22 protein-coding genes, 4 tRNA genes and 1 pseudogene are annotated in these 22111 nt (G+C 69.2%); 19 read left to right on the top strand and 8 right to left on the bottom strand.

Translation table 11 applies throughout. From position 1 onward, the window contains the following. Positions 1–45: 45 nt before the first annotated feature. The 8 genes and pseudogenes from V6U89_RS04895 to V6U89_RS04860 form a co-directional block, all read right to left on the bottom strand. Positions 46–561 carry a hypothetical protein gene (locus V6U89_RS04895; RefSeq protein WP_334569362.1) on the bottom strand — a complete coding sequence of 172 codons (516 nt, stop codon included), beginning with the start codon at positions 559–561 and terminating at the stop codon, positions 46–48. Between the two features lie 165 nt (positions 562–726). Beyond that, positions 727–2304: a serine/threonine-protein kinase gene (locus tag V6U89_RS04890; protein ID WP_334569361.1), complete on the bottom strand. Its 1578-nt coding sequence runs from the start codon at positions 2302–2304 to the stop codon at positions 727–729. Between the two features lie 82 nt (positions 2305–2386). Then, positions 2387–2941 (bottom strand): FIMAH domain-containing protein, encoded by a 555-nt coding sequence (locus V6U89_RS04885; RefSeq protein WP_334569360.1) that lies wholly within the window; start codon positions 2939–2941, stop codon positions 2387–2389. Between the two features lie 747 nt (positions 2942–3688). Further along, a complete protein-coding gene (locus tag V6U89_RS04880) occupies positions 3689–3997 on the bottom strand; it encodes a hypothetical protein (protein ID WP_334569439.1) in 309 nt (102 codons plus the stop codon). Then, positions 3949–4215, bottom strand: a complete 267-nt coding sequence (locus tag V6U89_RS04875; RefSeq protein ID WP_334569359.1) for a MerR family DNA-binding protein — start codon at positions 4213–4215, stop codon at positions 3949–3951. The genes V6U89_RS04880 and V6U89_RS04875 overlap by 49 nt, the downstream gene beginning before the upstream one ends. Before the next feature lie 4 nt (positions 4216–4219). After that, a pseudogene (locus tag V6U89_RS04870) lies at positions 4220–4306 on the bottom strand (MerR family transcriptional regulator); the annotation flags it as partial. Beyond that, the gene (locus V6U89_RS04865; RefSeq protein WP_334569358.1) at positions 4303–4650 is read right to left on the bottom strand and encodes a hypothetical protein; all 348 of its coding nucleotides are present in this window, start codon (positions 4648–4650) and stop codon (positions 4303–4305) included. The pseudogene V6U89_RS04870 and the gene V6U89_RS04865, both read right to left, overlap by 4 nt. A gap of 176 nt (positions 4651–4826) precedes the next feature. Further along, positions 4827–5321, bottom strand: coding sequence for a YajQ family cyclic di-GMP-binding protein (locus tag V6U89_RS04860; protein WP_334569357.1), 495 nt, complete (start codon positions 5319–5321; stop codon positions 4827–4829). A gap of 149 nt (positions 5322–5470) precedes the next feature. Between V6U89_RS04860 and V6U89_RS04855 the strand changes: the two genes are divergently transcribed. The 19 genes from V6U89_RS04855 to rpoB all read left to right on the top strand — a co-directional run bounded on the left by V6U89_RS04855 (position 5471) and on the right by rpoB (position 22088). After that, positions 5471–5554, top strand: a tRNA-Tyr gene (locus tag V6U89_RS04855). A gap of 538 nt (positions 5555–6092) precedes the next feature. Continuing rightward, positions 6093–7049: a sulfotransferase family protein gene (locus tag V6U89_RS04850; RefSeq protein ID WP_334569356.1), complete on the top strand. Its 957-nt coding sequence runs from the start codon at positions 6093–6095 to the stop codon at positions 7047–7049. 521 nt (positions 7050–7570) lie between these two features. Next, the gene (locus tag V6U89_RS04845) at positions 7571–7858 is read left to right on the top strand and encodes a DUF1905 domain-containing protein (RefSeq protein WP_334569355.1); all 288 of its coding nucleotides are present in this window, start codon (positions 7571–7573) and stop codon (positions 7856–7858) included. 661 nt (positions 7859–8519) lie between these two features. After that, a complete protein-coding gene (locus tag V6U89_RS04840; RefSeq protein ID WP_334569354.1) occupies positions 8520–11048 on the top strand; it encodes a putative bifunctional diguanylate cyclase/phosphodiesterase in 2529 nt (842 codons plus the stop codon). Between the two features lie 96 nt (positions 11049–11144). Further along, positions 11145–11217 (top strand) — tRNA-Thr (locus V6U89_RS04835). 26 nt (positions 11218–11243) lie between these two features. Then, positions 11244–11316: transfer RNA gene (locus V6U89_RS04830), tRNA-Met, on the top strand. 132 nt (positions 11317–11448) lie between these two features. Beyond that, the gene (gene rpmG, locus V6U89_RS04825; RefSeq protein ID WP_013288652.1) at positions 11449–11616 is read left to right on the top strand and encodes a 50S ribosomal protein L33; all 168 of its coding nucleotides are present in this window, start codon (positions 11449–11451) and stop codon (positions 11614–11616) included. A 128-nt stretch (positions 11617–11744) separates the two neighbouring features. After that, positions 11745–12191 (top strand): MaoC family dehydratase N-terminal domain-containing protein, encoded by a 447-nt coding sequence (locus V6U89_RS04820; RefSeq protein WP_334569352.1) that lies wholly within the window; start codon positions 11745–11747, stop codon positions 12189–12191. A 1-nt stretch (position 12192) separates the two neighbouring features. After that, the gene (locus tag V6U89_RS04815; protein ID WP_334569351.1) at positions 12193–12585 is read left to right on the top strand and encodes a MaoC family dehydratase; all 393 of its coding nucleotides are present in this window, start codon (positions 12193–12195) and stop codon (positions 12583–12585) included. A gap of 127 nt (positions 12586–12712) precedes the next feature. Beyond that, a tRNA-Trp gene (locus V6U89_RS04810) sits at positions 12713–12785 on the top strand. A gap of 212 nt (positions 12786–12997) precedes the next feature. Then, positions 12998–13402: a preprotein translocase subunit SecE gene (gene secE, locus V6U89_RS04805; RefSeq protein WP_179801891.1), complete on the top strand. Its 405-nt coding sequence runs from the start codon at positions 12998–13000 to the stop codon at positions 13400–13402. Between the two features lie 38 nt (positions 13403–13440). Then, the gene (nusG, locus tag V6U89_RS04800; RefSeq protein ID WP_334569350.1) at positions 13441–14163 is read left to right on the top strand and encodes a transcription termination/antitermination protein NusG; all 723 of its coding nucleotides are present in this window, start codon (positions 13441–13443) and stop codon (positions 14161–14163) included. 196 nt (positions 14164–14359) lie between these two features. Continuing rightward, complete coding sequence (rplK, locus tag V6U89_RS04795) at positions 14360–14791, top strand: 50S ribosomal protein L11 (RefSeq protein WP_088960243.1); 432 nt, start codon at positions 14360–14362, stop codon at positions 14789–14791. A gap of 83 nt (positions 14792–14874) precedes the next feature. Continuing rightward, positions 14875–15591, top strand: a complete 717-nt coding sequence (rplA, locus tag V6U89_RS04790) for a 50S ribosomal protein L1 (protein WP_334569349.1) — start codon at positions 14875–14877, stop codon at positions 15589–15591. A gap of 79 nt (positions 15592–15670) precedes the next feature. Next, entirely contained in the window at positions 15671–16486 is an 816-nt protein-coding gene (locus V6U89_RS04785) for an ABC transporter ATP-binding protein (RefSeq protein ID WP_334569348.1), read from the top strand. Then, positions 16483–16743, top strand: coding sequence for a hypothetical protein (locus V6U89_RS04780; protein ID WP_442933861.1), 261 nt, complete (start codon positions 16483–16485; stop codon positions 16741–16743). The genes V6U89_RS04785 and V6U89_RS04780 overlap by 4 nt, the downstream gene beginning before the upstream one ends. 356 nt (positions 16744–17099) lie before the next feature. Beyond that, positions 17100–17645, top strand: a complete 546-nt coding sequence (rplJ, locus tag V6U89_RS04775; protein WP_210775457.1) for a 50S ribosomal protein L10 — start codon at positions 17100–17102, stop codon at positions 17643–17645. A gap of 54 nt (positions 17646–17699) precedes the next feature. Next, positions 17700–18083, top strand: a complete 384-nt coding sequence (gene rplL, locus V6U89_RS04770) for a 50S ribosomal protein L7/L12 (RefSeq protein WP_334569346.1) — start codon at positions 17700–17702, stop codon at positions 18081–18083. A gap of 573 nt (positions 18084–18656) precedes the next feature. Continuing rightward, complete coding sequence (gene rpoB, locus V6U89_RS04765) at positions 18657–22088, top strand: DNA-directed RNA polymerase subunit beta (protein WP_334569345.1); 3432 nt, start codon at positions 18657–18659, stop codon at positions 22086–22088. Positions 22089–22111: the final 23 nt, after the last annotated feature.

The following is a 22111-nucleotide window of genomic DNA, read 5'->3' as shown; positions in this document are numbered from 1 at the left end:
ACTGCGCCGTGCACCGGCGGTCGCGTTCGGGTGGAGCGCCAGTGCCTAACGTTGGCTGTCTGGCGACAGGTGGGGCGCCAGGTAGCGGATCAGAGGTCCGCGTGGATCGCGATAGTCAAGAACGATGTCCGGTGCACCGCCGGTCGATGAGGTTGGCTCGCTCGTTCCTTGGTGGCTGGCGTCGCCACTGTCCCCGGTAGGGATGCCGGCCGTCACGCTGATGGTCACCTGCCGCACGGCACGGTCCGTCTCCGTGCCGGGTCCGCTCACGATGACGACAACAGTCGAACCCGCTTCGTGCCACTTCGGCAGCTGGCCGCCGCCGTCGCTCAGATTCGGTTCCGCGGGCAGGCAGCGGCAGATCCGGCCACGGGCGTGCAGTGCCTGCGCCAGGTGATCAACCAGGGCCCGGTGGGTATCGGGACAGGACACGGCCACTCGAAGGTCCTTGCCGATCGACGCTGCCGTGATCGCGTCGGCGATCGTTGCCAGCGCTGTCCGCTCGCGCGCGACCACGGAAAGATCAGGCATGTCGCGCCATTCACTGAGGCTTGACTCCACCTACTGGAGGCGTGACGAGCCCGGCTGCGTGTTACATGGCTCTGCCTGGGCGGGCAGACCACGCCCTGACGAAGCCGGCGGCAGACTGGTTCCGCACGCCGTCGACGCGGCTCACGTCGAGGCGGTCGTCAGGCCGCACGGTGTGGGACGGTCACTGCGGAGGATCTAGTGGTCGTCCTTCTCCTCGTCCTTCTTCTGTTCGTCCTTCTTCTCCTCGTCCTTCTTTTCGTCGTCCTTACCCTCACCTGGGGGCGGGACGGGCCGGACGGTCTGGCCGGCGACCGAGAAATTCGACCGGCAGACGGTCCCGTTGATCGTGAAGGTGGTGGGGAGGGAGCTCACCCCTCGGTAAGTCCCGTCCAAGCGAGCGGCGAAGGACTTCTCCGCAGGTAGTGCGTCACCCCGCACCTCCACCGAACGGCCCTTCTGTTTCCATGCGCCTGGAGAGGCCCGCAGAAGCCGCTGCTCGCCTGGAAGGTCGAAGGTCAGCCGCCAGTTGTCGATGGCAGTGGTTCCGGTGTTCGAGATGCTGACGGCGCTGGAAAAACGGCCGTTGACGGCCCGCCGGACGGTGTACTGGACACTGCACTCCGCTTTACGCTCGCCCATTCCGGCGACGGCACTGGGCGTGCCGGCCAGGGTCTCCTCCTCTCCCTGACCTGCTGTGTGATTCAGCCAAGCGGCAGCGAACACGCCCGAGACCAGCAGGGCGGCAGCGCCAGTGGCCGCAACCTGGCGACGTCTGCTCGGCAACAGTTGTCGCCAGCGGGCCAGAAGCTGCTCGTACGGGCCTGGTGTCAGCAGCCCAACCCCGATCTTGGTGAGGTTGCCGGCGCCGCCAGTCGTCCGGCCCGATACCGCGACCTTCGTCGGACCTGCCCTGGCCGTGGCCTCCTGTTGGGGCAGCACGAGCGTGGCGGCCGAGAGCCCTGCAACGTCGCTGAGGACCATGGCGACCTCGGCCGCGTTCGGCCGCTGGGCAGGCTCCTTGCCAAGGCACCGCCGGCACAACTCCGTCACCTCGGGCGGAAGTTCCTCGATGGGCGGCAAGGCGGCCGGCTCCTGATACCGGTGCGCGACCAGCATCTGGGTGGTGCTGGAGGCGTGCCAGGGCAGCGTCCCAGCCAGTGCCCGATACAGCAGCAGACCCAGCGCGTACACGTCCGTCGCCGGTTGCACCAAACCCTTCTGCAGCCGTTCGGGAGCCAGGTAGGCCGGTGTACCGAACAGCGATCCGGCCGAACCATCCGCGTCGCCGGAAGCGGCCGAGAGCCCGAAGTCCACCAACTTGGCCCCTGCCGCGGTCACCATCACGTTGCCGGGTTTGACATCACGATGAACGACGCCGCGGTCGTGGGCCGCTGCCAGCGCGGCGGCGACCTGGGCGCAGATCAGCACGGCCAGTCGCCACGGCAGCGCACCGCCGGTCAGCAGCTGTGCCAGCGAGCGGCCTTCAACGACTTCCATGACGACATAGGGCAGCCGACGCCCGGCGCCGTCGGCCGCCTCGCCGTAGTCGTAGACCTCCACGATGTTCGGGTGGCGCAACCGCGCCGCCGAACGAGCTTCCAGCCGGACACGCTGCAGTAGTTGCGGGTCGGCGGCCAGCTCCGGCGAGAGCATCTTGACCGCGACGTCCCGTCCGAGCACCTCGTCGTGGGCCCGCCAGACGACCGACATGCCGCCCGCGCCCAGCCGGTCCACCAGCCGGTACCGGCCGTTGAGCAGCTGCCCGGTCTCCATAACGGTAGCGGTGCCCAGGCGGGCACCGGACGAAACAGGGACCCGACGTGTCCGTGCGGCGCGGCTCGACCAGCAGGACGGTTCAGCGGTTGGGCAGGACCTGCACGAGTTGTGCCAGCCCAGCGGCGAGAGTCTGGTAACCGGCGTCGGAGATCTTGTTTTCCTCCCGCAGGTCGGCGACCTTCTCGCCGAACTCAGCCAGCTCTTCCCGGGTCCCGTCCACCTCACCGGCAGCGTGCTTCTCGGCCGCTTCCCGCAGTCGCCTTGTCAGCTCCCGCGCGGCCTTCGGAGTCAACTGCCCGTTCTGAGCGAGCCCCGAAACAGTGGTGCGCAGCCCCGTGATGAGCTGGGCGGCGTTCAGGCTTGGCCGGGGGGACGGCTTCACCGTTGGGGTAGCTGACGGAGACTCGGACGGTTCCTCGGTCATCGCCGATCCAGCAGCCTCAGGTGCAACGTCCCCGCTGGCCACAGTGGCCCCCGGCCTGGCGGCGGACGGTTCGGGATCGCCGCCCGTGAACGTCACCACCATGGCGGCCAGGAGCACCGCGACCAGAGCGCCAGCCACGGCCGCCCACATGAACCACTGCGTCGCGTCGGGCTCGGGCCGCCGGTGTCCGCCCCTGCGCACCATCGGCATCGTGCGGGTCGCCGAGTCCGGGCCGGGAGCGGTAGGGGTGGCAGGAAAGTCGGAAGTCACGTCAGAGCCCCCGCGGTCATCCAGGCGACGAAATTCAACGGCATGCCCCACCCGTCGGGGGACAGGTGCTGCGCCAGCTCACGGCAGTCCGGATGAACTCTTCCGGAGAGAGAAGTGTGTCTCGTTTCATCGGCTCAACAGCACCACGCCGAGAGCAATGGATCCGACCACAAGGATGATTCCTCCGAACATCGAATACGACCACCACGGATCCGAGCGCCTCGACAGAACGGGGACAGGGCGAGTCGGGGAGTTCCATCCGGGAGAGGTCGAGGGCGTGGCGTTGGAGACGTTGACGTGGGGCCACCGAGCGGACGACGTGCGGCGTGCGGACTGAGCCATGACAACTCCCTACGGCGTACCTGGCGGGCGTCCGAGGCTGGTCCGGGCGGGCCGCTGAGGCTGAACCCCCTCTACACCGCGCCACGCCTACACCCGCCCGTCCCATCGGCGTGGGAGACGCGAGGGGCGTTACACCTGAGTCCATTGCCTACTCCGCCGGAGCCCATGGCTTGGGCCTGCTCACCAGCTACCGGTGGACATGACGAAGCGGCCGTCACGGGGGGAACGGCCGCTTCATCGCGAGGAGCGTAGCGGATCAGGCCAGCGACGGGATCCGCCGCCATCCGGCCAGCTCAGCACGGGTGAGGCGGCCGACCTGGTAGGCGACGGACGAGTCGGCAACCGTCACGCGTCGGACCGTAGCGGGACCACCTGGCGGTCGTGCTGGTCGGGTTGGCCGCAGGAGCAGTTGCCGCCGGCGCAGCCGGTGGTGTGGCGGCGTCTGGTGGCCCACCACAACGACAGGCCGGCGAGCACGGCCAGGGCAACGGCGACGCCGGGCAGGAAACGGTTGACCGCGGCCCAGCCGGCACCGCCGAGCACTCCGGCTGCCAGCAGTGGCGCCAGGATGCAGCAGGCGGCGCAGGCGGCTCCCGCGAGTCCGGTCATGCTGGCGGGGAGGAGGCGGCGCGCCCGGTCAGCAGGTGTCGGCACGGTCGTTCCTTTCGGCGAGTCGGCAACTTGTCCTTTGCCCGCGCCTGGAGTCCGGCGTCGGGTCGGCCGAGGTGCCGATGTCGGCCCGCGTCGAGCAGGTCGGCGACCTCGCTGAGGGTGAAGCCGAGGCGCTGTGCGGTCTTGATGATCCGCAGCAGGGTGACCGTGTCGGACGGGGTAGAGCCGATGCCCGCCCGGCGACCGCTGCGGCGAGGCAAGTAGTCCCCGGCGCTCGTGGTAGCGCAGCGTCTGCAGGTTGACGCCGGCCGCGTCGGCCAGCTGGCCGCTGCGCAGCCCCGATCCGGTCATTTCTGGCTCCGGACAGACGTCGCCCGCTCGGCGAGGGCATCGAGGACGTCGACGTGTGCCGCCGGTACCCGGACGTCCAGGGTCAGCGAGTCCGGGCTGATGTCGAAAGCGAAGAACGAACAGCAGGACGATTCACGGGCCGTCAGATCCCGCGCGGTCTCCTCCACCTGCCCCGCGCCGGCGAGCCGCAATCGCAGATGCTGTGCCGACAGCCGGTCGACACCCTGGACCGCATCGCGGAAGAACTGATCGAACTCGGCGAGCCGCAGCGGTCGGTCGCGGGTCGGCAGGGTGCAGGCATCCGGTGCCCAGGAGTCATCCGTCGTGACGTGTCGGTCGCTCATACTCCGACGGTAAGCCTGTACCTGGGTACCGGATGCAAGCCCGATCGGTGGAAGTATCCAGGCCGTCGTCAGGCCGTCAGAGGTCGGACAAAGCCCACCAAAGATGACCATTGCCGACGACGGTTGCGCAGGTAGCGCGACGTGGCCCAAGCGGTGACCTGCGCGCAGAGAGCGCCTTACCGGTAGTTGGTGAACTGCAGGGCCACGCCGAAGTCCTCGCCCTTGAGCAGCGCGATGACGGCCTGCAGGTCGTCCTTCTTCTTGCCGGTGACGCGCAGCTGGTCACCCTGGATCTGGGCCTGGACGCCCTTCGGGCCCTCGTCGCGGATCTTCTTGCTGATCGCCTTGGCCTTGTCCGAGTCGATGCCCTGGATCACCTTGCAGTCGATCTTGAAGACCTTGCCCGAGGAGCGGGGGTCGCCGGCGTCCAGCGACTTCAGCGAGATGTTCCGCTTGACCAGCTTCTCCTTGAAGACGTCCAGCGCGGCGCTGACCCGCTCCTCGGTCTCCGCCTGGAGGCTGATCGCCTCCTCGCCCGACCAGGAGATCTCCGCGCCGGTGCCGCGGAAGTCGAACCGCTGCGCGAGCTCCTTCTCCGCCTGACGGAGGGCGTTGTCGACCTCCTGGCGATCGACCTTGCTCACGATGTCGAACGACGGGTTCGCTGCCATACTCATGCTCCTGCTGTCCGGCGATCTGTCACGTACCGTCGCCCGCTGACCAGCGGCACGACCCCCTGACCGTACCCGGTTGCGACGTCCCCGGGGGCAACCGCTATCCTTGGCGTCGCTGCCGCGCGCGAGTGCGGTTGGTGTGCCCTGGCGGGTTGCCCGAGCGGCCAATGGGAGCGGACTGTAAATCCGTCGCGAAAGCTTCAGAGGTTCGAATCCTCTACCCGCCACCAGGCAACGACAAGGCCTCTGACCTGCGGAAACGCAAGTCAGAGGCCTTCGTCGTGTCCGGGTGGTCTGCTCCGCTGTTGACCGTGATCGCCCGTTCGATCGGGCACGCAACGGGCACGGGAGGCTCGCCTTGGAAGAGTTAACTGGGCAACTCCTGGCGGTCCCTGGTTCCCTGCTCGGACTCGCGGCGAGCGGCGTTGCGATCTGGGCTGCTCGGCGGCATGCGCGAGCGGCAGAGCGGGTAGCCCTTGTGGTGCCCGGCGAGGAGATCCGCGGCTGATCTCCGTCAACTCATGGGTGACAGGTCTCAGTCGGCTAGGTAGCAACTAGCCGGCGATGAACGCCGTGTCATGCCGAGATCAGTGCATCAGTGCGTGAGGGATGCGGCGCGTTGGGAAGCTTCGATAATTCGTTGCTCGCTTGTTGGAGGCGGCCATCCGGCACGCACTCGGCTCGGCGGGTGCGGGTCCGGCCCGTAGCAGCGGGTGAAGGGAATAAATGGCTTGCACAGGCGCCGGGCTGAGAGTTTGACTGCTCGCCATGCCTTTCCCCTCACCGATCTTCGTTGCGGGTACGGGTCGTTCGGGAACGTCACGGATCGCCGACATCATCGGCGAACATCCGCTGATCCATCGGATTCCCATGGAGACCCGGTTTCTCATCGACCCGGGTGGCCTGCGGGACATGGCCGACGCGCTCACCGATCGATACGACCCCACCGTCGGGGAGGACGCCCTGCACCGGCTGAGCGACTTCCTCACCGTACGGGTGCCCGGCCGGCGCGACGATCGCGGCAAAACCGTTCCCGAGCTGGTCGGCGAGCGGCGCTACCGGGACGCGGTGCAACGGCTCTGGCCGCAGTTGATCGCGTACACATACGACGAACCTGCGCCCGCGGAAGGCTTCGGGAACGCCGACCGGCCTGCTGGGCCGTTCGAGCCGCTGAGCCGCCGGCGGGTACTTCCCAGGTATTTCAGCGACCGGGGCGAGCTGCTCGGAATCTTGCGGGGCCTGATCGACACCGTGTTCGGCGGAGCAGCCGCCGACGCGGGCAAGCCGACCTGGTGCGAGAAGACACCGTTCAACCTGCTGTGCATGGAGTTCCTCTGGGAACTGGTCCCTGAAGCGACCATCGTGCACATCAAGCGTCACCCGGTCTCAGTGCTTGCATCCCACCTGGCCCAGCCATGGGCACCGCCCACCGTCGACGGCGCGCTCGCCTACCTCAAGCCTGTCTACCACCGATGGCTCACCTGGAAGAACACGGTCGACCTGACGGGCAGGCGATACATCGAGGTGAAAGCAGAAGATCTCGCAGCCGACTGGCCCGGGCAGCGCCGCGCCCTGTTCGAACGGCTCGACGTCGACGACTTCGCCACCCCTTCAACGTTTCAGTCGCACAAGCTGACGAACCGCAACGACCAATTCGACGACGAAACCCGCGAGTTCATCGAAGAAGCACTCGGCAAGGTCATCCCGGCCATGGGATATGAGTGACCGCTCTGGCTCTCCACCTTGACGACGCCGCGTCGCGCCCCCGCTACGGTGATTCCGTGGCACGTTTCAGCATGATGGCTCGCTCGGATAGTCCTACCGAGGTTGCTGAGGCCGAGGCGTGGGTCGAGCGCCACCGCTACGCCGTGACCTCGATATCGGAGGGCGGCTGCGGGTGCTGTGTCCGCTCGTGGCGGATCGATGGCCCCCGGCACCTGGCAGACACCATCCCGCAGGCGTTGACCGTGGACGACCCAGACTGGGAGTGGGACTGAAGGCCCATGATTGCATCTCCCCGTCCACTGCTGCTGCGGCCTTCCCGGACGATTTCCCACCCGAACAGACCGACGTCTGACCTGCGGGCCCAAGCACGACTCCGCCCCTCGATCTCTTGGCTGGCCGTGACGTCGCTTGAGGCCGGGGTGAGTCCTGTGGACGCTCCGGGGTGGCGGCTGCCTTCGGCAGTTCGTGTCACGGGCCTTTTCGTCTGCCCACTCCGGCCGGCGCGCTCCTATCCTGGCCCGATGGAGCTGGAGTTCAGCGGCGAGGTGTGGTTCTGGAAGGGCCCGGCGCCCTGGCACTTCGTCACCGTCCCGGACGAGGACTGCCTGGAGCTGAGCGCGACCGCCGCGTCCGTGAGCTACGGCTGGGGCATGGTGCCGGTCACGGCCCGGATCGGGCGGACCCGGTGGACGACCTCGCTGTTCCCCAAGGACGGGCGGTACGTCGTGCCGGTGAAGGCGAGCGTTCGGAAGGCCGAAGGGCTCAACGTCGGCGACGCCGTGACGGTCCGCCTGGTGGTCGGCGTCTGACCGGGCCCGGTGGAGACGCGGCGTGCCGCGCCGGGTGCCGACGGGAAGCGACCAGACGCCAGCCGATTGACGTAAATCACTGAGTCGAGTTCCAGATCGATCGCCCGGAGGTCTGGCGTTTCGACGCCGCGGCGGGCATCCTGGCGACGGTAGCCGTCGATGCGACGGTCGTGGCCGAGGGTCGCGCTCGGTCGCCAGATGTCCTGAGTGACCTGGTGTCGGGGGAATCGTGCAGCTCGTGGGCGAAGATGCGAATCGCGGCTAAAAGCTGAAGCTGCAGCATCTGGGCTGCCCCGCCGGCCCGGACGCCGTCCCGACTGGCGACTTGTCACCCGGCGCCCGGACCGGGCTGGACGGGCGGCCCTGATCGGCCGTCCGTCCGCTTTGCGGGTGGGTTGGGGTGTGGCACCATCGTGGAACCTCCACCTGATTGAAGCCCTGACAGGAGCACAACGATGTCTGGTCGAACGCCTAGCCGGCTTGGCGCCGTCGTCGCGCTCGTGGCTGCTGTCGCGTTCGCGGCAGGCCTCGCCGGTCCCAACACCGAGCTCCACCTACTGGACTTCCAGTGGGGCGCACCCGCGGCCAACCACACCGCCGTCGAAGCGGGTCCCCACGCCACCCGCTAGGGGTCGGTACCGCAACAGCCACGAGGAGCGGGATGCCAGACGGCCGACCGTCACCGCGTAGAACGACGGACCAGGCATGGCTGATCACCGGCCCGCTCGCCCTGCTCGCCACGCTGTGTTCCGTTGTTCTCGCCCTGGTGGCCGAGCCGCCTCCGGGGAATCTCGCGATCGCCGCTGTCCTGTTCGTGGCGATGGCGGCAGCCGCCATCCAGGCGCTGCAGATCGTGATCCGCCGCCAGGCCCTCGAAGTGATCGTCACCGAGATCCCGCTGGTGCTGGCGTTCTACTTCCTGCCGCCGTTGACGGTGGTGTTGATCGCCGCGCTCGCCGCGCTGATCGGCCAGTTGCGCCGGCGGCTGAGTCCGCCCAAGGTCTGGTTCAACGTGGCCAAGGCAGCGGCTGCGGCGTCGCTCGCGGGACTGGTGCTTCAGGCGCTTCCTCCGGCGGTGGGGGTCGGTCCGCGTACCTGGATCGTCCTGTTCGTCGCGGTCAGCACGAACACGCTCGTCGCCCTGGCAGCCGTCTCCGGCGTGATCAGTCTGCTCCAGGGCTGGCAGGCGGGCCTGGAGGTGGTGCGGACGGCGACCGCCCCGCTGCTGACCTCGATGATCAACGTGGTCGTGGGGCTGATCGTTCTGATCGCCATCCAGTCGACCTGGTGGTCCGTGCTCCTGATCGCGGTTCTCGCGGTCGCGGTCATCCTGGTCTACCGCTCGTACGCGCAGTTCCTCCGTCAGCACCGCACCCTGGGCAACATGTACGAGCTGGCCCGGGCGATGACCGACAGCGGACAGGAGGGCACCCTCGCCGACGTGCTGCTCGGCCGTATCCGGGCCCTCATGCAGGCCGAGTACGCCACGCTCTGGCTGCCGGCGCAGGGACGTCATCCCGAGGTGCTCCTGACGGCCCGGGTGGACGGCCCGGGCCTGCTCGACTTCTCCAAGCTCCCGGCCGCGTTGCGGGAGCAGGCGGTGGCGCAGCGCCACGCGGTGGCCCTCGGCGTGCAGCTGGGCGGGGACCGGGAGCAGTTGGCGCTGCTGCGCGACGCCGGGGTGAAGGACGCCATCGTGGTGCCGCTGCGCTCCGGCCAGGCGGTGATCGGCACGCTGGAGGTGGTCAACCGGCTCAGCGACGTCGGCCACTTCACGCCGGGTGACACCCCGGTCTTCGAGACGGTCGCGGCGCACGCCGCGGTCGCCCTGGAGAATTCCCGCCTGGTCGACCGGCTGCGCCACGACGCGTACCACGACGCGCTCACCAAGCTGCCCAACCGCCGCCGGATCACCGGTGCGCTCGACGAGGCGGTCAAGATCCGCGCGCCGGGCGAGGTGGTGGCGGTGCTGCTCTTCGACGTGGACGGCCTGCGCCAGGTCAACGAGTCCCTCGGTCACGCCGCGGGCGACAAGGTCCTCGTCGAGGTGGCCGAGCGGCTGCGCGCCTGTGCGCCCTCCTCCGCCCTGGTGGGCCGCGCCGGCGGCGACGAATTCCTGGTCACCCTCCGGCTGGAGAACGCCGAGGCGGCGCTGGAGTTGGCCGCCCAACTGCGCGAGCAGATCCGCGACGAGATGGTCTTCGACGCCCTCACCCTCGACGTCGACACCGCGGTCGGGGTGGCCGTGCACCCGGACCACGGCAGCGACGCCGCTTCGCTGCTGCAACGCGTCGATCTGGCCGCGACGGCGGCCAAGTCGGTCCCGGGCAGCGTGCAGCTGTTCAACCCGGCCCTGGAGTCGCGGTCGCTGCGCCGGCTCGGCCTCGCCGGCGATCTGCGCCGGGCGCTGGACGAGGGCGCGCTGGAGGTCTACTTCCAGCCGAAGGTGACGCTGCGCGACCGGCGGTTGGTCGGGGTCGAGTGCCTGGCGCGATGGGAGCACCCCACGCACGGCACGGTGAGTCCGGAGGACTTCGTCGCGGTCGCCGAGCACACCGGCCAGCTGGGTCGGCTCACCGAGGTGGTGCTGCGGGAGGGGCTGCGGCGTAGCCGGGACTGGAGCCACACCGGCCAGCCGCTCGCCGTCGCGGTCAACCTCGCCGCGCGTACGCTGACCGACCAGCACTTCCCCGACCGGGTGGGCGAGCTGCTGACCGAGTACGGCGTCCCGCCGCAGCGGCTCACCCTCGAGCTCCGCGAGTCCGGGGTGCTGGACGGCACCGACCGGCCGATTCCCACTCTGCGCCGGCTGCGCGACCTGGGCGTGCGGCTCTCGGTGGACGACTTCGGCACCGGTGACTCCTCGCTGGCCCACCTGCGCCGCCTGCCGGTGCACGAGGTCAAGGTCGACCGCTCCTTCGTGCAGGGCATGGCCACGGATCCGGGCGACCTGGCGATCGTCAACGCCGTGGTCACGCTCTCCCAGCAGTTCGGTCTCGCCGTGGTGGCCGAGGGCGTGGAGAGCGAGCTGACCCTGGAGCTGCTCCAGGACATCGGCTGCGAGATCGGCCAGGGCTTCCTGTTCAGCCGCCCGCTGCCGTACGAGCGCCTGGAGGCCTGGTTCGGCGCCCAGGTGGACCCGGAGACGATCTCCCCAGGCGAGTCGCCGAGACTGCGGGTTGTGCCCTGATCTGTGGAAACGCGGGGCAGGGGGATCCGATTTCACCTCGGCGGCGGGGTCATGTACTGTTACCCCTGCGCGACGCCCTCCGGGGTGATCGGGCAGGCCCCCTTAGCTCAGTCGGCAGAGCGTCTCCATGGTAAGGAGAAGGTCTACGGTTCGATTCCGTAAGGGGGCTCAGAGGGTCCGGCTGGACCCGCCTGCGGCGGTGTAGCTCAGATGGCAGAGCAAGCGGCTCATAATCGCTGTGTCGCCGGTTCAAGTCCGGCCACCGCTACTCTCGTCCTCCGGGCCTGGTTCCCGGCGGCCGGTGGAACGGGCGCCACTGGCGCCCACTTTGCATGTCCGCGCATCGACCGCGTAGGCTGATGCGTCGTAGTTGATACCCCAGCGAGGAAGGCACTCCGCCGTGGCGAAGGCGACCGATGTCCGGCCGAAGATCACTTTGGCGTGTGTGGAGTGCAAGGAGCGCAACTACATCACGCGCAAGAACCGTCGTAACGACCCGGACCGCATCGAGCTGAAGAAGTTCTGCCCCCGGGACGGCAAGCACACGGTCCACCGCGAGACCCGCTGACCTGCGGCCGGCCCCGCCGGCCCGGTCTCTGAGCACTTCCCGGACGCCGATCCGCACGGATGGCGCGGCACTTTCGCCGCCCCGCCCGTACGGATCGGCGTTCGTGCTTTGCGTGTAGGTTCGGCGGCATGTCCCTGGACCCGTCCTTCGTCGGCCGGACCTATCCGCCGACCGCCCCCTATCAGGTGGGCCGAGAAAAGATCCGCGAGTTCGCCGCCGCGATCGGCGCCACCGATCCGGCCCACCACGACCCGGACGCGGCCCAGGCGCTGGGCCACCCGGACGTGGTCGCCCCGCCGACCTTCCCCTTCGTGATCACGATGGCCGCGAACCGCCAGATCGTCGAGGACCCGGCGCTGGGCGTCGACTACAGCCGGGTGGTGCACGGCGACCAGCGTTTCGCGTACACCCGTCCGGTGGTGGCCGGGGACGAGCTGGTCTGCGTGAACACCATCGAGGAGGTCACCAACCGGGGCGGGCACGGCTTCCTGACCACCCGCACCGACGTGCGCACCGTCGCCGGCGAGCCGGTGGTCGCGGTCTGGTCCAAGCTCGTCGTACGCGGGGAGGCCTGAGATGGAGCTGCCGACTCAGACGTTCCGGGTCACCCGGGCGGACCTGGTCCGTTACGCGGGCGCCTCCGGCGACTTCAACCCGATCCACTGGAACGACCGGACCGCCACCAAGGTGGGCCTGCCCGGCGTGATCGCGCACGGCATGTTCACCATGGCGCTGGTCGGTCGGGCTGTCACCACCTGGGCGGGCGCACCCGACGCGGTGGTCGACTTCGGCGTCCGGTTCACCCGGCCGGTGGTGGTCCCGGACGACGACCAGGGCACCGAGATCGAGGTCAACGCGGTGGTGAAGGAGGTCACCGAGGAGGGCCTGACCAGGCTCGACGTGACCGCCACCTGCCTGGGGGAGAAGGTCCTCTCACAGGCCCGGGCGATCGTCCGGACCACCCGCTGACCGGTGCTGGACAGGTGACGGGCGGTACCGGTTGGGAAAGTCGGGGCACTACCCGTACACTGGTCCGCCGTGGGGCAAGTGACCCCTGCCTGGCCCTCGTGGTCGAGCGGGGCGAGCGTCGCCGCACAGGGGTGTAGCTCAATTGGCAGAGCAGCGGTCTCCAAAACCGCAGGCTGCAGGTTCAAGTCCTGTCACCCCTGCGCCTCAGGCCTGACCGTTCCCGTGGGTCGCGCCGCCGACTGGCGGCGTCCGGCCCGTGGTGGTGGCATCGGCGGGGTGGTTCCGAGGCATCGGGCCCCCTCGTCCGGTCCGCCGGCCGCGGCCCGTCGCGGGACGGCTGGTCCGGCCGGCGTGACCACACGCCGCGTGCGCCCATAGGGCGTACGACCGATATCCCGCGACGGAGGGCGAAGTGGCCGAGAGCAAGCGGCGCGGCGAGGACGCCGGCGACGAGGGTCTGCGCGACGAGCGCGACGAGCTCGTCGACGACGTGGCCGCCGACGACGACGCCACCGGCGCGGACGAGCCGGTCTCCCGGGGCGGCACCGCGACCCGTTCGCGGGCCCGTGCCGGTTCGGCCGACAGCAAGCCGAAGACCCGCACCGACACCGACCGGATCGGGCTGTTCGCCCGCATCGCGCGTTTCTTCCGCGAGGTGGTCGCCGAACTGCGTAAGGTCATCTGGCCGACCCGCAAGGAGCTGCTGACCTACACGGCCGTGGTGGTGACGTTCGTCGCGGTGATGCTGACGATCGTCGGCCTTCTCGACTTCGCCTTCGCGAAGGGCGTGCTGTGGGTCTTCGGCAACCCCAGCTGACCGGCCGACTGAGCCGATAGTGACGGAAGTGAGCGAGCGTGCCTGAGTACGACGAGACCGCCGAGACCACGGACGACCAGTCCACGGTGGCGACGGCGGCGAGCGACGAGTCGGTCGAGGCCGCCAGCGAGCCGGAAATCCCGACCACCGAGCCGGCCCCGGACGAGGAGTACGACCCGGTCGCCGAGCTGCGCCAGAAGCTGCGCTACGCCCCGGGCGACTGGTACGTGGTGCACTCGTACGCCGGCTACGAGAACAAGGTCAAGACCAACCTCGAGACCCGGATCACCTCCCTCGACATGGAGGAGTTCATCTACCAGGTCGAGGTGCCGACCCGGGAAGAGGTCGAGGTCAAGAACGGCAAGCGGTCGCAGGTCCAGGCCAAGGTCTTCCCGGGCTACATCCTGGTCCGGATGGAGCTGACCGCCGAGTCGTACTCCTGCGTGCGCAACACGCCGGGGGTCACCGGCTTCGTCGGTGCCACCGACCGGGCCGACCGGCCGGCGCCGCTGAGCCTCGACGAGGTGCTGAAGTGGCTGGCTCCGGCGGTCGAGGCGGTGGAGAAGAAGGCCAAGCCCGAGGTCAGGGTCCTCGACTTCGAGGTCGGCGACTCGGTCACCGTCACCGACGGCGCGTTCGCCTCGCTGCCGGCGACGATCAGTGAGATCAACGCCGACCAGCAGAAGCTCAAGGTGCTGGTGTCGATCTTCGGCCGGGAGACTCCGGTCGAGCTGAACTTCAACCAGGTCGCCAAGATCTGACGTCCGGGTCGCCGGCGGTGGGTTCTTGCCCGCCGCCGGCGTACCCGTTTCCGCCCCTTCGTTGGACCTCGACGGACCTCGACGGACGGGGCGGTGCAACGCTGCGCTACCCTAGAACGTCGTCGCTGTCGCATCGCGCTGACCGTGCGCGCCCGCGGCCCGGCACCTTTCCCAGTTCCAAGCCCCAGGAAGTGACATGCCTCCGAAGAAGAAGCTCGTCAAGACGTTCACGCTTCAGCTGAAGGCGGGCCAGGCCACGCCGGCGCCGCCGGTGGGCCCCGCGCTCGGTCAGCACGGCGTGAACATCATGGAGTTCTGCAAGTCCTACAACGCGCAGACCGAGTCCCAGCGGGGCGACATCGTCCCCGCCGAGATCAGCGTGTACGAGGACCGGTCCTTCACCTTCGTGCTGAAGACCCCGCCCGCCGCCCGGCTGCTGCTCAAGGCCGCCGGCGTGGAGAAGGGCTCCGGCGTCCCGCAGAAGGACAAGGTCGGCTCCGTGTCGCAGGCCCAGGTGCGTGAGATCGCCGAGAAGAAGATGGTCGACCTCAACGCCAACGACATCGACCAGGCTGCGAAGATCATCGCCGGCACCGCCCGGTCGATGGGCATCATCGTCAGCGACTGACGTCGTCTGAGCACTCACCCGATCAGTTCGTGGGAGGGCGCGCGATGACCGCGGCCCGCCAGAGACCACAGGAGTAACCAGAAATGCAGCGCAGCAAGAGCTACCGCAAGGCCGCCGACGTCATCGACCGGTCGAAGCTCTACACCCCCGCCGAGGCCGTGAAGCTGGCCAAGGAGACCACCAACGTCAAGTTCGACGCCACGGTCGAGGTCGCGATGCGCCTCGGCGTCGACCCCCGCAAGGCGGACCAGATGGTCCGCGGCACGGTCAACCTGCCCCACGGCACCGGTAAGACCGCCCGCGTGATCGTGTTCGCCGCCGGCGCGAAGGCCGAGGAGGCCGCCGCCGCCGGTGCCGACGAGGTGGGCACGGACGAGCTCGTCGCCCGGATCCAGGGCGGTTGGCTGGACTTCGACGCCGCGATCGCCACCCCCGACCAGATGGCCAAGATCGGCCGGATCGCGCGGATCCTGGGCCCGCGCGGCCTGATGCCGAACCCGAAGACGGGCACGGTGACCATGGACGTCACCAAGGCCGTCCAGGACATCAAGGGCGGCAAGATCACCTTCCGGGTGGACAAGCACTCCAACCTGCACCTGATCATCGGCAAGGCCTCGTTCTCCGAGACCCAGCTGGTGGACAACTACGCCGCCGTCCTCGACGAGGTGCTCCGCGCCAAGCCGTCGGCGGCCAAGGGCACGTACCTCAAGAAGGTCGTCCTCACCACCACCATGGGCCCGGGCGTTCCGGTCGACCCGAAGCTGGTGAAGAACCTGCACGAGGCCCCGACCGAGGGCTGAGCACTACTCCCGCGCAGGGGCCCCGCCACGACTCGTGGCGGGGCCCCTGCCGTTCGTCCCGCTGTGGCAGGCTCGCGGCATGCTGCTGGAGGACGTCTGGTTCCGGTACCACCGGCGCGGCCCGTGGGTGCTGAGGGCGGCGCAGGCCCGGATCGAGCCGGGCGAGGTGGCGGTCGTGCTGGGCCGCAACGGCGTGGGCAAGTCCACCCTGCTCCAGCTCGCGGCCGGGGTGCTCCGGCCGGGCCGGGGCCGGGTCGTCGACCGGCCCCGCCACGTGGGCTGGGTGCCGGAGCGGTTCCCCGCCGACCAGCCCTTCACCGTGGCGACCTACCTCACCGCGATGGGCCGGGTCGCCGGGCTGTCCCGGCCCGGGGCGGCGCGGGAGGCCGACCGGTGGACCGAGCGGCTGGGCCTGACCCGGTTGCGGGGCGTGAAGCTGCCCGAGCTGTCCAAGGGCACCGCGCAGAAGGTCGGACTGGCCCAGGCGATGCTCCGCCGGCCCGGCCTGCTGGTGCTCGACGAGCCCTGGGAGGGCCTGGACTCCGCCGCCCGTGAGCTGGTCCCCGCCCTCGTCGACGAGGTGCTGGCGGCCGGTGGGTCGGTGCTGGTCAGCGACCACCGGGGGGAGACCGTCCGGCTGCCGGGCGCCCGCCGCTGGACCGTCGCGGACGGTGTGGTGACCGAGGAGACGTCCGCCGGGGCGGAGCCGATGGCCGTGGTCGAGGTCGCCGTCCCGGCCGCGCGGGTGGCCGGCGCCGTCGCCCGCTTGCGCGCCGAGGGCCACCACGTCCTGCGGGTACGCCCCGACGCCGCCCCGCCGGACGCCGGGTCACCCGAGCCGGCGGCGGGAGAGGGTGTCGGAGCGGACGGCCCGGCGCGGGAGGTGTCCCGGTGAGCGCGCTGGTGCGCCTGCGGCTGGCCGGCTTCCTGCGTACCGGGCGGGCGCTGGCGCCGCTGCTGGCCGGCCTGCTCGCCCTCGGCGTCCTGTACGGCGGCGGCCGGGCCCAGCCCGCGGAGGCGTACGGCGTCTCCGCGGTGGTGCTCTTCCCGGTGCTGGCCTGGCAGACCAGGATCCTGCTCACGGCCGGCGCGCTGGCCTGGGCGGCGGTGGTCCTGGCCGGCTACGTCTGGCGGCGCCGGGTCCGCCCCTGAGCGGACCGGCCGCCGCCGGAGCGAGGCGGGAGGTGCCGCGCCCGAGTGACCGGGCGCACCTGGGGGCGATTTGGTGCGCACGGTCGCGTGGCGTAACCTGATGACGAAGTTCCACCCAGAGACCGCTGGTCACCGTGCTCCGGCACGGTCGAAGGTCCCGCGATGACGGGCGACCCGCGCAGGGCGGCAAGCGAAAATCGGCTCGTCCGTGGTCCGCCGACCATGGTGATCGTGCCGGCCCTCGCCCCGTGCGCCCTGCGCCGGGGCTTTTCTCGTTGTCGTGATCCTCCGCCGCTGTCGGAAGGCCCTCCGGCCTGCCGACGGCGACCAGCCTCGAGCAACGAGAGAGGAGGGACATGGCGGACAAGCCGATCCGGGCCGACAAGGCCTCGGCCGTCGCTGAGCTGACCGAGAGCTTCCGTAACGCGGGAGCTGCGGTGCTCACCGAATACCGTGGTCTGACGGTTTCCCAGCTCACCCAGCTGCGGCGCTCGCTCGGCAAGGAGACCACCTACACGGTCGCGAAGAACACGCTGGCCAAGCGTGCCGCGACCGAGGCGGGCATCTCCGGCCTCGACGAGCTGTTCACCGGTCCTACCGCGCTGACTTTCGTTTCGGGCGACGTCGTCGAGGCGGCGAAGGGGCTTCGCGACTTCGCGAAGGCCAACCCGAAGCTCGTCATCAAGGGCGGTGTCTTCGAGGGCAAGGCCATTTCCGCGGCCGAGGTCACGAAGCTCGCCGACCTGGAGTCCCGTGAGGTGCTGCTGGCCAAGCTGGCCGGCGCGATGAAGGGCAACCTGAGCAAGGCCGCGGCCCTGTTCCAGGCTCCGCTCTCCAAGACCGCCCGTCTGGCGGCCGCCCTGCAGGACAAGCGCGAGAAGGAGGGCGCCGAGGCGGCCTGAGGCCTCCCGGCGCACCCAGTTCTTACCTAACAGATTCAGGAAAGGACGCCAGACATGGCGAAGCTCAGCACCGACGAGCTGCTCGACGCGTTCAAGGAGATGACGCTGATCGAGCTCTCCGAGTTCGTGAAGCAGTTCGAGGAGACCTTCGAGGTCACCGCCGCCGCTCCGGTCGCGGTCGCCGCCGCCGGTGGCGCTGCTGCCCCGGCCGAGGCCGAGCCGGAGAAGGACGAGTTCGACGTCGTCCTCGAAAGCGACGGTGGCAAGAAGATCCAGGTCATCAAGGTCGTGCGCGAGCTGACCGGCCTGGGCCTCAAGGAGGCCAAGGACGCGGTCGAGTCCGCGCCGAAGGCCATCCTGGAGAAGGTCAACAAGGAGACCGCCGAGAAGGCCAAGGCCAAGCTCGAGGGCGAGGGCGCCAAGGTCACCCTCAAGTAATTGAGGTACGACCAGGCGCGCGTCCGGCTCACGTGAGCCGGGGCACACCGCATCGCGGCGGGCGGTGATCCGGGAACGGATCACCGCCCGCTGTGGTTGGTGCCTACCGGTGGCAGCGGCGTGAGCAGGACGTCCGGCACCCGGCGTACGGCATGACGGCGGTGCCCGGCGGTGCTCCCTGAGCGGAAAGAGGACGGCGACCCGACACCGGCCCTTGACGCGGCACCGGCCTGCCAGGCACGCTGACACCAGCAAGACCTTCCGCGCTTGCGACGGCCACCACTTGGGTAATGGCAGCGGCAGCACCACCCGCCGCGAGACCCGAGCGGCCCGCAGGAACGACGCGTTCCGAGCGGCCCGGCAGACCCGGTTTCCCGGGGTCCCGAGGCACGTTCCGCGACGACCTGCGGGGTGGGCTGGACAGCGGTTAGCCTCTCGGCTACACTGCTAGTTTGCGCTGCCTTCCGACTTGACCCCTGCTCGGAAATGTCCGTTTACGGATATTTCTGGTGGGGTCATTGGAGTGCACGCGTACCAGCCGTTCTGCAGCACCGGTCCTCGGAAGGACGCATCTTGGCAGCTTCCCGCCCTGCGAAGACCAGTCGTACGTCGAGCGCTTTCGCTCCCCGCCGAGTTTCTTTCGGCAGGATCACCGAACACCTCGAGGTCCCCAACCTCCTCGCCATTCAGAACGAGTCCTTCGACTGGCTCGTCGGCAACGAGGCTTGGCAGGGCCGGTCGGCGGACGACCCGCACGCACGATCGGGTCTCGCGGAGATCCTCGAAGAGATCAGTCCCATTGAGGACTTCTCCGGCACCATGTCGCTCTCCTTCTCGGCTCCGCGCTTCGACGAGGTCAAGGCCTCGATCGAGGAGTGCAAGGAGAAGGACCTGACCTACTGCGCGCCGCTGTTCGTGACCGCGGAGTTCACCAACAACACCACTGGCGAGATCAAGAGCCAGACGGTGTTCATGGGTGACTTCCCGATGATGACGCCGAAGGGCACCTTCATCATCAACGGCACCGAGCGCGTCGTGGTCAGCCAGCTCGTCCGGTCCCCGGGCGTCTACTTCGACAAGCAGCCGGACAAGACCTCCGACCGCGACCTCTCCAGCGTCAAGGTCATCCCGAGCCGGGGTGCCTGGCTGGAGTTCGACATCGACAAGCGCGACACGGTCGGCGTCCGCATCGACCGCAAGCGTCGGCAGGCCGTCACGGTCCTGCTCAAGGCCATCGGATGGTCGGCCGAGCAGATCCGTGAGCGGTTCGGCTGGTCCGAGCTGATGATGACCACGCTCGAGAAGGACCACATCGCCGGCCAGGACGAGGCGCTGCTCGACATCTACCGGAAGCTCCGCCCTGGCGAGCCGCCGACCCGTGAGAACGCCCAGACCCTGCTCGACAACCTCTTCTTCAACCCGAAGCGGTACGACGTCGCCAAGGTCGGTCGTTACAAGTTCAACAAGAAGCTCGAGGTGGACGTCCCGATCACCACGGGCACGCTCACCGAGGACGACATCGTCGCCACCGTGGAGTACCTCTGCCGGCTGCACGCCGGTGAGGACGGCTACGAGGCCGACGACATCGACCACTTCGGCAACCGGCGCCTGCGTACGGTCGGCGAGCTGATCCAGAACCAGGTCCGCGTCGGCCTGTCCCGGATGGAGCGGGTCGTCCGCGAGCGGATGACCACGCAGGACGTCGAGGCGATCACGCCGCAGACCCTGATCAACATCCGTCCGGTGGTGGCGGCGATCAAGGAGTTCTTCGGTACGTCGCAGCTGTCCCAGTTCATGGACCAGACCAACCCGCTGGCGGGCCTGACCCACCGGCGCCGGCTGAGCGCGCTCGGCCCGGGTGGTCTGTCCCGGGAGCGGGCCGGCTTCGAGGTCCGCGACGTGCACCCGTCCCACTACGGCCGGATGTGCCCGATCGAGACGCCGGAAGGCCCGAACATCGGCCTGATCGGCGCGCTCTCCACCTTCGCCCGGGTCAACCCGTTCGGCTTCATCGAGACGCCGTACCGGAAGGTCGTCGAGGGTCGGGTCACCGACCAGATCGACTACCTGACCGCGGACGAGGAGGACCGGTACGTCAAGGCGCAGGCCAACGCGCCGCTCAAGGCCGACGGCACCTTCGCCGAGGACCGGGTCCTGTGCCGCCGTAAGGGCGGCGAGACCGAGGACGTGGTGCCCGGGGCCGTCGACTACATGGACGTCTCGCCGCGGCAGATGACCTCGGTCGCGACCGCGATGATCCCGTTCCTCGAGCACGACGACGCCAACCGGGCCCTGATGGGCGCGAACATGCAGCGCCAGGCGGTGCCGCTGGTCAAGGCCGAGTCGCCGCTGGTCGGCACCGGCATGGAGTACCGGGCCGCCGTCGACGCCGGTGACGTCGTCGTCGCCGAGGTCGGTGGTGTGATCGAGGACCTCTGCGCCGACTACATCACCATCCACCAGGACGACGGCCACCGCCGGACGTACCTGCTGCACAAGTTCCGCCGCTCCAACGCCGGCTCCTGCGTCAACCAGAAGCCGGTCGTCTTCGAGGGCGACCGCGTCGAGGCCGGCCAGGTCATCGCCGACGGTCCGTGCACCGACGAGGGCGAGATGGCGCTCGGGCGCAACCTGCTGGTGGCGTTCATGTGCTGGGAGGGCCACAACTACGAGGACGCGATCATCCTGTCGCAGCGCCTCGTGCAGCAGGACGTGCTCACCTCGATCCACATCGAGGAGCACGAGGTCGACGCCCGGGACACCAAGCTCGGCCCGGAGGAGATCACCCGCGACATCCCGAACGTCAGCGAGGAGATGCTCGCGGACCTCGACGAGCGCGGCATCATCCGGATCGGCGCCGAGGTCGTCCCCGGCGACATCCTGGTCGGCAAGGTCACGCCCAAGGGCGAGACCGAGCTGACCCCGGAGGAGCGACTGCTCCGCGCGATCTTCGGTGAGAAGGCGCGCGAGGTCCGGGACACCTCGCTGAAGGTGCCGCACGGCGAGACCGGCACGGTCATCGGCGTGCGTACCTTCTCCCGCGAGGACGGCGACGAGCTGCCGCCGGGCGTCAACGAGCTGGTCCGGGTCTACGTCGCCCAGAAGCGCAAGATCCAGGACGGCGACAAGCTCGCCGGCCGGCACGGCAACAAGGGCGTCATCTCCAAGATCCTGCCGGTCGAGGACATGCCGTTCCTTGAGGACGGCACCCCGGTCGACATCGTGCTCAACCCGCTGGGTGTGCCGAGCCGGATGAACATCGGTCAGGTGCTGGAGACCCACCTCGGCTGGGTGGCCAAGACCGGTTGGAAGGTCGAGGGCGACGACGCCGATTGGAAGCGCCAGCTCCGCTCGATCGAGGCGCACGAGTCCGAGGGGGACACGAACGTGGCCACCCCGGTCTTCGACGGTGCCCGTGAGGAGGAGATCTCCGGTCTGCTCGCGTCGACCCTGCCCAACCGGGACGGCAAGCAGCTGATCGGGTCCTCCGGCAAGGCGCAGCTGTTCGACGGTCGTTCCGGTGAGCCGCTGCCGGACCCGATCGCGGTCGGCTACATCTACATCCTGAAGCTCAACCACCTGGTCGACGACAAGATCCACGCCCGGTCGACCGGCCCGTACTCGATGATCACGCAGCAGCCGCTGGGTGGTAAGGCGCAGTTCGGTGGCCAGCGCTTCGGTGAGATGGAGTGCTGGGCCATGCAGGCGTACGGCGCCGCCTACGCCCTGCAGGAGCTGCTGACCATCAAGTCCGACGACGTCCTGGGCCGGGTCAAGGTCTACGAGGCGATCGTCAAGGGCGAGAACATCCCCGAGCCGGGCATCCCCGAGTCGTTCAAGGTGCTGCTCAAGGAGCTGCAGTCGCTGTGCCTCAACGTCGAGGTGCTCTCCAGCGACGGCGTGGCCCTGGAGATGCGCGAGACCGACGACGAGGTGTTCCGGGCCGCGGAGGAGCTGGGCATCGACCTGTCCCGGCGCGAGCCGAGCTCGGTCGAAGAGGTCTGAGGTGAGCGGTCGGGAGCCGGCTC

Source organism: Micromonospora sp. CPCC 206171 (assembly GCF_036906755.1).
Taxonomy (GTDB): Bacteria; Actinomycetota; Actinomycetes; order Mycobacteriales; family Micromonosporaceae; genus Micromonospora; species Micromonospora purpureochromogenes.
This window is presented reverse-complemented; position numbering and strand designations above follow the sequence as displayed.

Coding starts and splice junctions, on each gene's coding strand:
- V6U89_RS04785 (WP_334569348.1), top strand. CDS start 15,671: ATGCTGCTGGAGGACGTCTGGTTCCGGTACCACCGGCGCGGCCCGTGG.
- rplJ (WP_210775457.1), top strand. CDS start 17,100: ATGGCGGACAAGCCGATCCGGGCCGACAAGGCCTCGGCCGTCGCTGAG.
- V6U89_RS04840 (WP_334569354.1), top strand. CDS start 8,520: ATGCCAGACGGCCGACCGTCACCGCGTAGAACGACGGACCAGGCATGG.
- V6U89_RS04865 (WP_334569358.1), bottom strand. CDS start 4,650: ATGAGCGACCGACACGTCACGACGGATGACTCCTGGGCACCGGATGCC.
- rplL (WP_334569346.1), top strand. CDS start 17,700: ATGGCGAAGCTCAGCACCGACGAGCTGCTCGACGCGTTCAAGGAGATG.
- rplK (WP_088960243.1), top strand. CDS start 14,360: ATGCCTCCGAAGAAGAAGCTCGTCAAGACGTTCACGCTTCAGCTGAAG.
- V6U89_RS04815 (WP_334569351.1), top strand. CDS start 12,193: ATGGAGCTGCCGACTCAGACGTTCCGGGTCACCCGGGCGGACCTGGTC.
- V6U89_RS04820 (WP_334569352.1), top strand. CDS start 11,745: ATGTCCCTGGACCCGTCCTTCGTCGGCCGGACCTATCCGCCGACCGCC.
- V6U89_RS04860 (WP_334569357.1), bottom strand. CDS start 5,321: ATGGCAGCGAACCCGTCGTTCGACATCGTGAGCAAGGTCGATCGCCAG.
- V6U89_RS04850 (WP_334569356.1), top strand. CDS start 6,093: ATGCCTTTCCCCTCACCGATCTTCGTTGCGGGTACGGGTCGTTCGGGA.
- V6U89_RS04885 (WP_334569360.1), bottom strand. CDS start 2,941: ATGCCGATGGTGCGCAGGGGCGGACACCGGCGGCCCGAGCCCGACGCG.
- V6U89_RS04845 (WP_334569355.1), top strand. CDS start 7,571: ATGGAGCTGGAGTTCAGCGGCGAGGTGTGGTTCTGGAAGGGCCCGGCG.
- V6U89_RS04890 (WP_334569361.1), bottom strand. CDS start 2,304: ATGGAGACCGGGCAGCTGCTCAACGGCCGGTACCGGCTGGTGGACCGG.
- rplA (WP_334569349.1), top strand. CDS start 14,875: ATGCAGCGCAGCAAGAGCTACCGCAAGGCCGCCGACGTCATCGACCGG.